The sequence below is a fragment of the Saccharopolyspora pogona genome, assembly GCF_014697215.1.
Lineage (GTDB): Bacteria > Actinomycetota > Actinomycetes > Mycobacteriales > Pseudonocardiaceae > Saccharopolyspora > Saccharopolyspora hattusasensis.
In genome coordinates this window covers 8253051-8266982 of the sequence record NZ_CP031142.1, presented here as the reverse complement: position 1 = coordinate 8266982, position 13932 = coordinate 8253051, and the positions used below count along the sequence as shown (strand labels likewise).

The 13932-nt window shown below is 70.9% G+C and carries 12 protein-coding genes; 4 read left to right on the top strand and 8 right to left on the bottom strand.

All coding sequences use genetic code 11. From position 1 onward, the window contains the following. Positions 1-148: 148 nt before the first annotated feature. The 3 genes from nadC to nadA are packed head-to-tail and all read right to left on the bottom strand — an operon-like array spanning position 149 to position 3611. The gene (gene nadC, locus DL519_RS39145) at positions 149-997 is read right to left on the bottom strand and encodes a carboxylating nicotinate-nucleotide diphosphorylase (RefSeq protein WP_190822370.1); all 849 of its coding nucleotides are present in this window, start codon (positions 995-997) and stop codon (positions 149-151) included. Next, complete coding sequence (locus DL519_RS39140; RefSeq protein ID WP_190822368.1) at positions 994-2598, bottom strand: L-aspartate oxidase; 1605 nt, start codon at positions 2596-2598, stop codon at positions 994-996. The genes nadC and DL519_RS39140 overlap by 4 nt, the downstream gene beginning before the upstream one ends. Next, positions 2595-3611, bottom strand: a complete 1017-nt coding sequence (gene nadA, locus DL519_RS39135) for a quinolinate synthase NadA (RefSeq protein WP_223840044.1) — start codon at positions 3609-3611, stop codon at positions 2595-2597. The genes DL519_RS39140 and nadA overlap by 4 nt, the downstream gene beginning before the upstream one ends. A 97-nt stretch (positions 3612-3708) precedes the next feature. On the opposite strand from nadA, the gene DL519_RS39130 reads away from it, so the two are divergent. The 3 genes from DL519_RS39130 (at position 3709) to DL519_RS39120 (ending at position 6251) form a co-directional block, all read left to right on the top strand. Further along, complete coding sequence (locus DL519_RS39130) at positions 3709-4413, top strand: NUDIX hydrolase (RefSeq protein WP_397545020.1); 705 nt, start codon at positions 3709-3711, stop codon at positions 4411-4413. Positions 4414-4476: 63 nt separating this feature from the next. Further along, positions 4477-5154, top strand: coding sequence for an LON peptidase substrate-binding domain-containing protein (locus tag DL519_RS39125; protein WP_190824490.1), 678 nt, complete (start codon positions 4477-4479; stop codon positions 5152-5154). 113 nt (positions 5155-5267) lie between these two features. After that, complete coding sequence (locus DL519_RS39120) at positions 5268-6251, top strand: hypothetical protein (protein WP_190822366.1); 984 nt, start codon at positions 5268-5270, stop codon at positions 6249-6251. Between the two features lie 93 nt (positions 6252-6344). Here DL519_RS39120 and DL519_RS39115 read toward each other — a convergent pair whose 3' ends face one another. Next, on the bottom strand, positions 6345-6965 hold the full coding sequence (locus tag DL519_RS39115; protein ID WP_190822364.1) for a DUF2567 domain-containing protein: 621 nt from the start codon (positions 6963-6965) through the stop codon (positions 6345-6347). A gap of 152 nt (positions 6966-7117) precedes the next feature. Between DL519_RS39115 and DL519_RS39110 the strand changes: the two genes are divergently transcribed. Then, positions 7118-9109 carry an arabinofuranosyltransferase gene (locus DL519_RS39110; RefSeq protein ID WP_223840043.1) on the top strand — a complete coding sequence of 664 codons (1992 nt, stop codon included), beginning with the start codon at positions 7118-7120 and terminating at the stop codon, positions 9107-9109. Here DL519_RS39110 and DL519_RS39105 read toward each other — a convergent pair. From DL519_RS39105 to DL519_RS39090, 4 genes are all read right to left on the bottom strand, one after another. Continuing rightward, positions 9093-10061, bottom strand: a complete 969-nt coding sequence (locus tag DL519_RS39105; protein ID WP_190822362.1) for a hypothetical protein — start codon at positions 10059-10061, stop codon at positions 9093-9095. The two genes, DL519_RS39110 and DL519_RS39105, sit on opposite strands and share 17 nt — an antisense overlap. Positions 10062-10143: 82 nt before the next feature. After that, positions 10144-10815, bottom strand: coding sequence for a response regulator transcription factor (locus DL519_RS39100; RefSeq protein WP_190822360.1), 672 nt, complete (start codon positions 10813-10815; stop codon positions 10144-10146). Next, positions 10812-11993 carry a sensor histidine kinase gene (locus DL519_RS39095; protein ID WP_190822358.1) on the bottom strand — a complete coding sequence of 394 codons (1182 nt, stop codon included), beginning with the start codon at positions 11991-11993 and terminating at the stop codon, positions 10812-10814. Before DL519_RS39095 ends, DL519_RS39100 begins: the two co-directional genes overlap by 4 nt. A 247-nt stretch (positions 11994-12240) precedes the next feature. Then, positions 12241-13455 (bottom strand): cytochrome P450 family protein, encoded by a 1215-nt coding sequence (locus DL519_RS39090; RefSeq protein ID WP_190822356.1) that lies wholly within the window; start codon positions 13453-13455, stop codon positions 12241-12243. Positions 13456-13932: the final 477 nt, after the last annotated feature.

The window sequence follows — 13932 nt, the reverse complement described above, 5'->3', positions numbered from 1 at the left end:
TCCACAAATCCCTGCTGTGACCGAGCACGACGCGCTCGATCGGGCCGACACACCTCGGCGCTGCCGAGAGCAGTGGCACGGCACTCATCGGGCACTAGTCGAGCAGTGGGACGCGGACCTGTTCAGCGAGGCCTTCGCTACCGAGTGACTACATGTCCAGGCCGAGGTCGAGGGCCGGGGAGGAGTGGGTGAGGCCCCCTACCGCCAGGTACTGGACTCCCGTTTCCGCGTAGGCGCGGGCCACGTCGAGGGTCAGGCCTCCCGATGCTTCGAGTTCCGTGGCCGGCGACGTCTCCCGGACCCGGCGGACCGCTTCCGCGCACTGCGGCGGGGTGAAGTTGTCCAGCAGGACCAGCGCCACGTCCTCCGCCAGCACCTCGTCGAGTTCGTCCAGCGTGGACACCTCGACCTCCATCGGCAGGTCCGGCGCGTGCTCGCGGCAGGCCCGCACCGCCGCCACCGCCGAGCCCGCCGCCACCACGTGATTGTCCTTGATCAGCACCGCGTCGCCGAGGCCCATCCGGTGGTTGACCCCGCCGCCGCAGCGGACCGCGTACTTCTGCAGCTCCCGCAGGCCCGGCAGCGTCTTGCGGCTGTCCCTGATCCGGCAGCCCGTGCCCGCGACCGCCTCGACCCACGCCGCGGTCGCGGTCGCGATGCCCGACAGGTGGCACAGCAGGTTCAGCGCCGTGCGTTCCGCCGTGAGCAGGCCGCGGACCGGGGCTTTCACCTGCAGCACGCAGTCGCCGGGCGCCAGCACATCACCGTCGGAACGCTCGGAGAGCACGGCGTAGGCGCCCGCGCCCAGCACCTCGTCGAGCACGAGGCGCACCAGCGGCAGGCCCGCGACCACCCCGGCCCGGCGGGTGTTGAACCCGGCCTCGGCTATCGCGCCGGCCGGGACCGTCGCGTCGGTCGTCGCGTCCGGCCCGTAGCGCAGGTCCTCGGCCAGCGCCGTGCGGACGACCTCGCGGGCCTTCTCCAGATCGATGCTCATGCCGCTGTCCTTACAATCCCGGCCGCAGTGTGGATGAGGAACCCCGAGGCGTCCAGCCGGAGCACCGTGCTGCGCCGCCAGCGCAGGTCGTCGGTGTCCGGGAAATCCGTTCGGCGGTGGCAGCCGCGCGACTCGGCGCGTTGCCTGGCCGCCGCCAGCAGCGCCTGCGCGGTCAGCGCCAGCGACGAGTCCTCGACGGCCTGCCGAGTCCGAAGTGGACGGACGATGGCCGCCCGGTCCAGGATCCGGGTCGCTTCCGCGAGCCCCTCGTCGTCGCGCCCGATGCCGACGTAGCGGCTCATCGTGCGCTGCAGCAGGTCCCGGTCGACCACCGCCATCGCCGGTTGCACCGCCGCACCGGGGGCCTTGCGGTTCAGCAGCCCGCAGCACAGGTCCTTGGCCACCGCCTCGGCCGCGCGCCCGCCGACCACGAGGCCTTCCAGGAGGCTGTTGGACGCCAGCCGGTTCGCGCCGTGCAGCCCGGTGCACGCGACCTCACCGGCGGCGTAGAGCCCGGTCACGGTCGTTCGACCATCCACACTGGACACCACGCCGCCGCACGAGTAGTGCGCCGCGCTGGCCACCGGGATCGGCTCGCGGACCGGGTCGATGCCGGCGGCCTGGCACGCCGCGTACACCGTCGGGAACCGCTCGACGAACCCCGGACCGATACTCGTCGCGTCGAGGAACACGTGCTCCACGCCGGTTTCGGCGGCCCGCTTGTTGATCGCCGCAGACACGACATCGCGCGGGGCGAGGTCGGCCAGCGGGTGCTCCCCCTCCATCACGCGCCGCCCGTGCACGTCGACGAGCACCGCGCCTTCCCCGCGCACCGCCTCGGTGATCAGCGGCCGCCGCCCTCGCGGCCCACCCGGCGTGTAGAGCACCGTCGGGTGGAACTGCACGAACTCCAGGTCCGCGACGGACGCACCGGACCGCAGCGCGAGCGCGATACCGTCCGCAGTGGACACTTCGGGGTTCGTGGTGGCGGCGTAGAGCTGGCCGAGGCCGCCGGTGGCCAGCAGCACCGCCGGGGCGTGCAGCACGCCCGGCCTGCTCTGGGAGTCCATCGCCAGTGCCCCGACGACGGCGCCGCTGTCGCCGCGCAGCAGCTCGACGACGCAATGCTGCTCCAGCACCGGAATCCCGCCGCCGCGCACGGCTTCGGACAACGCGCGCTGCACCTCTGCACCGGTCGCGTCGCCGCCGGAGTGGATCACGCGGAACGCGCTGTGCCCACCCTCGCGGGTCCGCGCCAGCTCACCGTCCGCGCCCAGGTCGAAGCGGGCACCCGCCGCGCGCAGCCGCGCGATCGCCTCGGCACCGTCGGCGAGGATGTCCCGCACCGCCGGGCGCGAGCACAGTCCGGCGCCGGCGGTCAGCGTGTCCTCGACGTGTTTACGCAGGCTGTCGCCCGGGTCGAGCTCGTCCGGCCGGACCACGGCGATGCCGCCCTGCGCCCAGCTGGTGTTGCCCGCCGACGCGCTGTCCTTGCTGACCACCAGCACCCGCAGGCCGAGCTCGCGGGCCCGCAGCGCCGCCGTCAGGCCGGCGACGCCAGTGCCGACGACGAGTAAGTCCGCACCTGCTTCCCAGCTCATTCGCCGCCTCCGGGCTTGCCGATGGCGATCATCCGCTCGACCGAGGCGCGCGCCCGGTCGGCGACGTCCGTCGGCACGTGCACCTCGTCGGCGCCTTCCCGCAGGCAGCGCAGCAGGGCCGCCGGGGTGATCATCTTCATGTAGCGGCAGGACGCGCGGTCGTTGACCGCCCGGAAGTCGATCTCGGGTGCGGCGCGGCGCAACTGGTGCAGCATGCCGACCTCGGTGGCCACCAGCACCGAGCGGGCGCCGGTCTCCTTCGCCGCGGTCAGCATGTCGCCGGTGGACAGGATCTTCACCCGTTCCTTGGCGACGGTGCCCTCGCCGGCCAGGTAGAGGGCCGAGGTCGCGCACCCGCACTCGGGGTGGATGAACAGGTCGGCGTCCGGGCTGGCCGCCGCCCGCTCGGCGAGCTCGGTCCCGTTGATCCCGGCGTGCACGTGGCACTCCCCGGCCCAGATGTGCAGGTTCTCCCGGCCGGTTTCGCGCCTGACGTGCGCGCCCAGGAACTGGTCCGGGCAGAACAGCACCGCGCGGTCCGCCGGGATGGAGCGGACCACGTCCACCGCGTTCGACGAGGTGCAGCAGATGTCCGTCTCCGCCTTCACGTCGGCGGTGGTGTTCACGTAGGACACCACGACGGCGCCCGGGTGCTCGGCCTTCCAGGCCTGCAGCTGGTCGGCGGTGATCGAGTCGGCCAGCGAACATCCCGCCCGCGCGTCCGGGATGAGCACCGTCTTGTCCGGACCGAGGATCTTCGCCGTCTCGGCCATGAAGTGCACGCCGCAGAAGACGATCGTGCTGGCGGAGCTGTTCGCCGCGATGCGGCTCAGCGCCAGCGAATCGCCGGTGTGGTCGGCGACGTCCTGGATCTCGGGAAGCTGGTAGTTGTGCGCCAGCAGCACGGCGTCCCGCTCGTCGGCCAGCTTGCGCACCTCGCGCGCCCATTCGGCGGTGGGTGCCACCCCGGTGTAACCGGCGTCGGTCCGCTCCCAGGTTGCAGTCGCGGCCATGTCGTCCTCCTCGCCGGACCTCCGGGAGAACCCGCCCGGAGGCTCCGCTAGCACCCCGGATCAAGCTCGCCGAGGTTTTCGCCTTAGAATCGAAAACGTGACACATCGTAACACCACGAGTTGCGCGGACAAGGGCGACGCTCGTCACGAAGTGCTCGCCGGCGTCCTCCAGGTACGCGACGACCGGCTGCAGGTGCTGCTCTGGCAACGCGCACAGGTACCAGACGTGCACCGCTGGTCACTGCCCGGCGGGCGGCTGGCCGCCAGCGAGGACGTGGAGACATCGATCCGGCGGCAGCTGGCCGAGAAGGTCGACGTGCACAAGCTGACCCACGTCGAGCAGCTCTCGGTGTTCAGCAGCCCGGACCGGGTGCCCGGCCGCCGCGTCGTCGCCACCGCCTTCCTCGGGCTGGTGCCCTCCGATATCGACCCCGAGATCCCCGCCGACACGGCGTGGCATCCGGTCGACGCGCTGCCGCCGACCGCCTTCGACCACGAGCTGATCGTGCTGGCCGTGCGGGACCGGCTGCGCGCCAAGCTGTCCTACACGAACATCGGTTTCGCGCTGGCCCCCGCCGAGTTCACCGTCTCGGAGCTGCGCCGGATCTACTCCGCCGCGCTCGGCTACCAGGTCGCGGCGACCAACCTGCAGCGCGTGCTGTCCCGGCGCGGTGTGCTGGAACCCACCGGCCGCACGGTGCCCGCGGGTCCGGCCGGTGGCCGTCCGCCCGCGCTGTTCCAGTTCACCTCCCGGGATCTGCAGGTCACCGACCCATTCGCGGTGTTCCGGCCCCCGAGCTGAAGGGAGTGCATCCATTCCTTGAACGCTGCTTCCGGGGCATTCGCGACGTAGGTTTGGGGCGTGATGAACGTGCTGCCGCTCTTCCCGCTCGGTTCCGTCCTGCTGCCGGGCAGCCACCTGCCCTTGCACATCTTCGAGCCGCGCTACCGGCAGCTGGTCACCGATCTCGTCGGCGAGGACCTGCCGCACCGCCGGTTCGGCGTGGTCGCCATCCGGCAGGGCTGGGAAGTCGGCGAGGACAACGTCGACTCGATGTACGACGTCGGCTGCTCCGCGCTGCTGGACCAGGTTCGGCAGCTGCCCGGCGGACGGTACGACGTCAGCGCCAACGGGGAGCGCCGGTTCCGGCTGCTGCAGATCGACCGGAGCGCGGCGCCGTACCTGATGGCCGACATCGAATGGCTGCCGGACACCGCCCCGGAGAACGACTCGCCGGCGCGCCGCGAGCACCTGACGACCGCCGCCCGCGCGGCGTACCAGCGCTACCACGACACCGGATTGCGCGGCGGGCAGCGCGAAGCCCCGGCCGCGGACACCGACGCCGCGACGCTTTCGTACCTGCTGGCCGACGATTGCGTGCTGACCGTGGAGGACCGGCAGAAGCTGCTCGAAGAAACCGACCCCCTGGAGCGGCTGCGCAGCATCCGGCGGCTGCTGCTGCGGGAAACCGAGTTCCTCCGCGAACTTCGCGCGGTTCCGGCACCCCTGACGGATTTCGCCCAGCACACCAGCGTGAACTGAGCAGGACGATGCGCGGCTGATCCCACGCGCGGTGCGAGCTGCGTGCGGCTGCGCCGCTTCGAAGGCGAAAGACGTGGCGCTGGAGTGTCTTGCGGCATCGATAGGATCTCCGCATGTCGTCACCTGGTAATTGGGGCTCCAACGAGTACGGGCACTACGATCCGAACACCAGGCAGCCCGGCGCATCGGGGTCCCAGCCCGGCATGCAGTACCAGGGTTTCGGCACGTTCTCCCAGCCCCAGCAGCCGCCGCCGCCGCCCCAGCAGCAGCCCCAGCAGCAGCCCTATCCCGGCATGGTCAGCGGCTACCCGGCGCATCCCGCGCCGACCCCGCCGGGGAAGAGCCGCGGGCCGATGATCGCGGCGATCGCGCTCGCCTCGGTGGCCGTGATCGCGATCGTCACCACGATCGTCGTGCTCAGCACCTCCGACGGCGGATCGCAGGCGGCACCGCCGCCGCCCGCGGGCACCAGCACGCCGTCCAAGCCGACCACCAGCGCGACGTCCGCCGCGCCGGCGACGGCGGCCAACCCGCAGCTGACGCCGCTGGTGCCCGGCTGGCAGGTGGCGACGGTGCCGAAGCGGGGCGCGGTCTACGACGTGCCGATGAACTGGAAGCTGGACTCCAACCCGGAGGGCGTGCACGGCTTCGGCCCGCCCGACGACCCGGTGACGATGACCGGCGTGGCCGAGTACCAAAAGGGCTTCTGCACCGGCGCTCCGACCAGCTACCGGGCGGTCTCGGGCGCGACCGCCCGCAGGGGCCCGGACGACACCACGGTGGCCACCGAAACGCTGCAGAAGTTCGCCGCGGTGGCCTACACGCGCGCCGGCCAGGCACCGGTGGTCCTGCCGGGCCCGCCGGAGCAGCTGCAGCTCGCCGGCGGTGTTCCTGCCGTCCGGATCACCGCCCAGATCACGATGCCGTCCCCCGAGACCTGCGACTCCGCGACAGTCGCGGTCAGCGTGCTCGCCACCAACAACGACGGTCAGAGCTCGGTGGTCTTCATCGCCGCGTCCGATCAGAACGTCCCGGACTCGGTTCCGGTCGACACGCTGAAGCAGATCACCCAGTCCTTCCGCGGGGCCCCGAAGTGATCGGCGGGAACATTTCCACTGGGCGGCGCCCGTGAGTGTTTTCGGGTGCCATAGCGCCCGAAAACGCTCACGGCACCTGGCCAGCGGAAACGCTTATCCGAGGCGGCGGCCTAGGTCGTCGAGGCCGTTCCAGGAGGCGGCGAGGCCGTAGCCGAGCGCGAAGGCCAACGGCTGCACCAGCAGCACCCAGTAGGTGCCGACCTCCGGGGCGACCGTGATCAGGTCGCCCAGCTGCGGGTTCGCCGGCATCGCGTACAGCCCACCGGCGAACGACGCGCCCAGCTGCACGCCCAGCCAGGACGCGACCACCGACCCGAGCGCACCCGCGATGAGCAGCACCGGGCCGCGCCGCCTGCGCACCAGCCACAGCACCGAGGACGTCAGCAGTCCGGCGGCGAAGGCGAGCAGCGCGAAGATCGCGATCGCGTCGAAGCCGTGGTAGCCCTCCACCAGCAGCGGGGTCAGCCTGCCCTGCAGGCCGAGCACGCTCTCCTGAGGCGGCGCCAACCGCGACCACACCCAGCCGATCGGCAGGCCCAGCAGCGAGATCAGCGATACCAAGCTCACCGCGGGCAGCAGGTCGGCCTTGACCACCACGCGGGGCGGCGGCGCGACCAGCTGCGGAACCACCGGTTCCGCCTCGGCTCCGGCCGCGGCTTCGATCCGCTCCGGGGCGGCGCGCGTGCCGCCGGGCTCCACCGGGCTGTCCGCCACCCGCCAACCTCCTACCGGCTGCCATGACCGTTCTGCTGCGTCACCCTAGCGCTCCAACGCCGCGTGCCCGCATCACCCGACGGCGGTGTGCGCAGCGCACATCAACTATTCTGCGCGAGCCCTCATGTCAGCTACGCCGAAGGACGCGCGAAGTGGCGGGAATCCTGCCGAGTCCGCTGTTGACCGGACCGAGCCCGATCGACGAACCGCGCCGGGCTTCGGCCGTTCGGCTACCGCTACGCAGCACCGTCGTCGAGCTGCTGCTCAGCGCGTTCGTCGCGGCGGTCGTGAGCCTGGTGCTGCAGTTCGGCATCGCCCGGCTGAGCATCAGCGAGCCCAGCTTCGCACCGGAAGCGCTCGCGGCCACCAGCAGCGCGCTGGTGCTGGCCCTGCTGTTCCTGCTGCTGGCGTTCGGACATCGCCGCTCGCCGCGCTGGCTGCGGTTGTTCGGCGCCTGGGTGGCGCTCAGCGCGTTCAGCACGTTCGCGCTCGCAATCCCCTTGCAGGCCACCAGGTTCTACTACGGCGGCTCGTCCGTGGACAACGGGTTCCGCCTGCAGTACATGACCCGGATGGCCAGCACCCCAGGCCTGACCGACCTGAACTACGCCGACACCGCTCCCTACTACCCGGGCGGCTGGTTCTGGCTGGGCGGCCGGTTCGCCAACCTCATCGGCTGGGAGGGCTGGGCGGCCTACAAGCCGTACGCGCTGGCCTGGGTGGCGGTGACCACAGTCGTCGCGTTCACGCTGTGGAGCGTCGTGGTGCGGCGCCGGCTGGCGCTGCTCGCCGCGGTCGTGACGGGGCTGGCCGGGATGCTGCACGGCATCGAGGAGCCCTACGCCTGGCCGTCGGCGGCGTGGCTGGCACCGATCGCCGTACTGGCCTGGCACGCGCTGCGCCGCCGGGACCACGCTCCACGGTGGACACTCGTCTGCATCGGCGGCTACGTCGGTTTCGCGGCCATCACCTACACCCTGCACTTCGGGTTCGCGGTGCTGATGGTCGTGCTGATGGCGGTCATCACCGGAGTGTTCCGGGTGCACCAGGGGGAACGGTTGTGGCCGACGGTGCGGCAGCTGTTCCTGCGGCTGCTGCCGATCGGCATCGTCAGCCTGGTCATCGCGCTGCTGGTCTGGCTGCCCTACCTGCTCTCCACCCACTTCCTGCTGGCCAACCCGCGCAGCGCGGCGCAGCACTACCTGCCCGAAGACGGCGCGTTCCTGCCGGTGCCGATGATGGAAGGCACCGCGTTCGGGGTGCTTTGCCTGGCCGGTCTGGTGTGGCTGCTGCTGCGGTGCCGGCGCAGCGAGGTCGCCGCCTCGATGCTGAGCATCGTGCTCGCGGTCTACGGCTGGTTCGTGCTGTCGACGCTGGCACTGGTCGCCAAGACCACGCTGCTGGCGTTTCGCCTCAACGTGATCCTCGACGTGACGCTGGCCGTCGCCGGCGTCTTCGGCCTGCTGGAACTCGTCGGCTACCTGCGGCAAAAGCTGGACACCCGGTACGCGCTGCGGATCAGCATGGTCGCCACCGCGCTCGGGCTGCTCGGCGCGATCACCATCAACCAGGGCGCGATCGGGTTGGCGCTGCAGCCGTCCGTCGAACGCGCCTACGCGGACTACTACCCCACCGGCGACAACGCGATGGGGCAGCGCGACCCGGCCAAGCCCGGCTCGTGGACCGATGACGAGATCCGTGCGATCGCCGAGCTGACCGGCCGCAAGCCGGTGGACAACGTGCTGCTCACCACCGACTACAAGCTGATGTCCTTCCAACCGTACTGGGGCTTCCAGCAGGAGACTCCGCACTACGCCAACCCGCTGGCGGACTACGAGGCGCGCGCCGCGGAGGTCCAGGAGTGGACCACCGCGAAGACCCCCGACGAGCTGCTGGGCATGCTGCGCAAGAGCCGGTTCAAGACGCCCAACGTCTTCGTCCTGACCAACCCGGTGAGCCCGCACTCCGATGTGAAACGCCCGGAGGACCAGTCGGGCAAGCTGGTGCTGCAGTTGAAGGGCGACGCCTTCCCGCAGCTGCCGAACGTCCGGGACTACGACGTCTACTTCGACCCGGCGGTGTTCGACTCGCCCGCCTTCGCCAAGCGCGAGGTCGGCCCCTACACCATCATCGCGCTGCGCTGACGGGTTCCGCCGCGGTGCTGCGGCGGATGCGGTAGTTCACGGCGGCCAGCGCGAGGGCGACCGACCACAGCGGCCATAGGTAGACGGGCAGCACGATCAGCACGTCGCCGGGGCCGAACGCCTCGGTGAAGGTCTGCATCAGGAGCAACTTGGACGCCGCCATCACCAGCACGGACACCCCGAGGGCCGGTGCCACGGCGAGGTCGACCGGAACCCTCCTGCCGGCTGCCCGCGGGATCCAGCGCGGGAACCGTTCGCCCCACGGACGGATCAACCCCCAGGTGAGCACCGCGCCCCCGGTCGCCGCCGCGGCGAGCCCGAACGGAGCGAGCGCTCCTACGGAGCCGTCGTCCAGGGCGAAACCGGGCACCTGCAGGACCATCAGGAACCTCGAAATCGCGTAGCCCAGCGGTACCGCCATGGCGATCACCGTCCACCTCCGGGTCCGCGCCGCGGCCCGCTCGTGCGCTGCCGCCGGATCCTTCCCGGTGGCGTTGGCCGTCGCGCGAGCCACGTGCATCCACAGCAGGCTCGCGGCCCCGGCGGCAACGCCGAGTTGCACCAGCAACGAGGGGGATGCCAGCAGGCTCAAGCGTTCGGCGTGCCCGGTCAGCAGCGAGATGGTCAGGAACGGCACGTATCCGAACACCGCCAGCACACTCGCGTCCAGCAGCAGAATCAACCCGCCGATGGCGGCCACCCGGACCGCGCTGGCAGTTCGCCCGCCGCGCCGGGCGAGGACTGACGCAGCGGCGGTTAGCGCGCCGACCGCGGCCAAGACCAGGTGCGCGGCGGTTTGCGGGAGGAATTCGAGGGATCGCCCGAAGGTGTCGGCGGAATCGGCCATCGGATTCGTGCTGCCCGCAGCCCAGCAGACCAGAGCGATCGTGATCAGGGCCAGTCCGACGATTCCGGCCAGGTAGGCGGAACAACGGTGTCTTTCGGTTGTCATGCCCCGATGTTCGCCCGCCGCACCGGTGGCCGACCTCCTCCGCGACGGACCGACTTCCTCCTCCCCAAGGAGGAGAAGAGACTCAGACCACGCCGTTCTCGTACGCCCAGATAACCGCGTGCAGCCGGTCGCGGACCGCGAGCTTGCGCAGGATGCTGCCGACGTGGGTCTTCACCGTCGTCTCCGCGAGGTGCAGCTCTGCGCCGATCTCGGCGTTGGAGGAGCCCCGCGCCAGCGAGACGAGCACGTCGCGTTCCCGGCCGGTCAGCGCCTCCCACCCGGGCCCCTCCCACCCGGGCCCCTCCCACCCGGGCCCCTTCCGGCGGGGCGACGACCGGCGGGCGAGCTCCAGGAGGCTGCTCGTAGCGCGCGGCGAGACGATCGAATGTCCCTTGTGGACGGTTCGGACCGCCTCGACGACGTCCTCTCCGGGCGTGTCCTTGGTGAGGAAACCGCTGGCCCCGGCCAGCAGCGCGGCGAACAGGTTCTCGTCCAGGTCGAACGTGGTCAGTACGAGCACGCGGGTGCCGGGGACTTCGGTGGTGATCAGCTCGGTGGCGGCGATGCCGTCCATGCCGGGCATCCGGATGTCCATCAGCACCACGTCCACCCGGTGCGCCCGGCAAATCTCGACGGCCTCCCGGCCCGTCGCCGCCTCGGCGACGCACTCCAGGTCCTCGTGCAGCCCGAGCACCGTGGTCAACGCGGACCGGATGAGCTGCTGGTCGTCGGCGACGACGACTCGGATCGTCATCGCGCGGAAAGCCCGAACTCGGCCCGGACCGCGGTCCCGGCACCGGGCGCGCTGCGCACCACGAAATCGCCTCCGATCTGCCGCATCCGCTCGGCCATCCCGACGATGCCATAGCCGCCGCGCGCGGCCAGATCCGCCGTGGTTCCCGGGCCGTCATCGGATACCGTCACGGTGAGCCGGTCCGCGCCCCAGTCCAGGGCGACCCGGCAGGCGACCTCTGGGCCGACGTGCTTGACGGCGTTGGTGACGGATTCCTGGACGATCCGGTAGACGGCGTGGCGCTGCGCGGTGCTGATCTCCCGCGGGGTGCCGGTGCTGACCAGCTCGACCTCGGCGCCTGCGCCACGGAACGTCTCGACCAGCTCCGGGAGGTCACCCCCGGTCGCGACGGTCTCGTCGCCGGAGCGCAGCACGCCGAGCATGCTGCGCATCTCGCCCATCGCCTCCCGGCCGACCTCCAAGGCCGTGCCGATCATCGCCCGAGCCTTGTCCGGATCGCGGTCGAAGACCAACCGCGCGGTATCGGCCTGCGCCAGCACGACGGCCAGCGAATGCGCGGCGACGTCGTGGATCTCCCTGGCGATCAGCCGGCGCTCGGCGGAGATGGCCTCACGCACCTGCTGCTCCCGCAGCCGCTCCGCCTGCGCCGCGCGTTCCTCCAGCGACCGCACGTAAGCCACCCTGATCCGCCGGTACCGGCCGAGCGCCCAGGCGGCGAGCACGGATCCGACCGCCCCGGCGCCCAGGACGCCGACGGTGAGCCAGTCGACCGCCGGGTCCGGGTACCCGAAGACGACGCGCAGCATGACGATCACCGCGCCGAGCAGGCCGCACAGGACCGGCAGCGCGGACCACTCGGTGCAGGCGACGACCGAGTACAGCAGCACCGGGTAGACCAGCGAGAACGGGAGCAGCACCGGCGACACGCCGCCGGTCATGTCCGGCAACGCGACCAGCACGAGCATGCAGGCCGAACCCGCGACGAACGCCGCGGTCGGCCAGACCCGGCGGAACACCAGGCACGCGGTGAGCCCGACCGAAACCCCGAGGATCCCGTACCACAGCAGCGGGACCGCGCCCCGGATGGCGACCAGCGAAGTGCCGCCCGCCAGCGCGAAGACCAGCAGTGCCAACACGCCGTCCAGCACCAGCCGGTGGTCCGGCCACGAGATCCGCATCTGACCACGGTAGCCGCGCGGACCTGGGCGAAACCTCCTCCTCGGGGAGGAGTTCTTGCCTTTGGGCCAGCTTGCTATTAAGCGGCGCAGCCGCTTAGCCCACCCCGCCACCGTCGGCTCCCGGCGAGGAGGTCGCAATTTCCATTGAATCCGCCAGCTCCGATTTCAATGGAAATTGCGTAGGACGGAGACCAGACGGCGTCCGAGGTTCTGCCACCTGCGCCGCCACGCAAAACGGGCCTGAAAATCAGCGCAGGCGGACCGGGAGGCTCTGCAGGCCGTGGATCAACGTGCTGAAGCGCCAGTGCACGTCGTCCAGCGAACCGGCCGCGCGGAGGTTCGGGAAACGCTCGACCAGGTGACGCACCGCGATCTGCGCCTCCAGGCGGGCCAGCTGCGCTCCCAGGCAGAAGTGGATGCCGTGGCCGAAGGCCAGGTGCCCGTGCGCGTCGCGGGTGATGTCGAAGCGGTCCGGCTCGGGGAAGCGGTCCGGGTCGTTGTTCGCCGACGCCAACCCCACCCAGACGATCTCGCCCGCCGGGATCTGCACGCCGCCGTATTCGACGGGTTCGGCGGTGTGCCGGAACGTCCCGTGCATCACCGGGCCGTCAAAGCGCAACATCTCCTCGACCGCGGCGGGCACCATGCCCGGGTCCGCCACGAGCGCCGCCCACTGGCCGGGGTTGCGCAGCAGCGCCAGCACCCCGTTCCCGATCAGGTTGACCGTCGTCTCGTGCCCGGCGACCAGCAACAGGAACACCATCGAGACCAGCTCCGGCTCGCTGAGCCGGTCCTCGTCCTCGGTGGCCTCGATCAGCGCGGTGACCAGGTCGTCGGCCGGGTCGCGGCGCTTGGTCTCGATGAGCTGGACCACGTACTGGGCCATCGCCCTGGCGGCCTGCTCCGAATCCTCCGGTGCGTCCACCAGGGCGTTGGTCCAGGCCCGGAAATCGTCCCGGCGGCTCTCGTCCACCCCCAGCAGCTCGGAGATCACCCGGATCGGCAGCGGGAAGGCGAACGCGTCCAGCAGGTCCACTTCGGACTCCTCGGCCATCGCGTCGAGCAGCCCTGCGCTGATCTCCTCGATGCGCGAGCGCATGCCCTCCACCCGGCGCGCGGTGAACGCCTTGACCACCAGCTTGCGCAGCCGGGTGTGGTCCGGCGGGTCCATGTTCAGCATGTGCTCGAGCAGCCCGTCGACGAACTCCCGGCGGTCCACGTCCGGCGGCAGCTTCGCCTGGATCACCTCGTTCGTACCGGCGTTGTTCTTGCTCAGTCGGGGATCCACCAGCGCGGCGCGGGCATCGTCGTACCGGGTGATCACCCAGACCTCCAGGCCGTGCCCGGTGACCATGCGCTGGACGGGCGTGGCGGCCCGCATCCGGTCGAACCAGGCGTGCATGTTCTGCACGAAGTCGTGGTCGAAGACGGGAAGATCGGTGTGCGCCTCGGTGGTGGACATCGGATTCCTTCGCGTTCGGCAGCGTTGACCGTGACTCCAGTGAACACCTTTCACATTGAGCTGTCACGCCGATCTGAGAACTACCTCAGCCAACGCACTCCACCAGAGCCGTGAGCGTTTTCGGACGCTGTGGCACGTCTGGGACACGTCTGTGGCACGCGAAATCACTCACCACCTTCGACCAGCAGAATCATCGGCGGCGCTGCTTCGGATGGCGTCGGTGACGTGTTCCCGGAACCGCTGCGCGGCTGCGGAGAGGTAGGCGTCGCGGCGCCAGCCACAACGTGGAACACGAGGACATGGGCATGATGGCCACCTTCGAAACCGTGTGACCGGACGGGCTGCTTCCCGGAACGCCCAGTCCGCAACGGCGGCCACGCCAACTACCAACCCGAGGTGGACCGCCTGCGCACGGCGAAGATCCAACCAGGGTGAAGCGAACGGACTGTTCACCTCGATAGGCGGCGCGAACGGTCC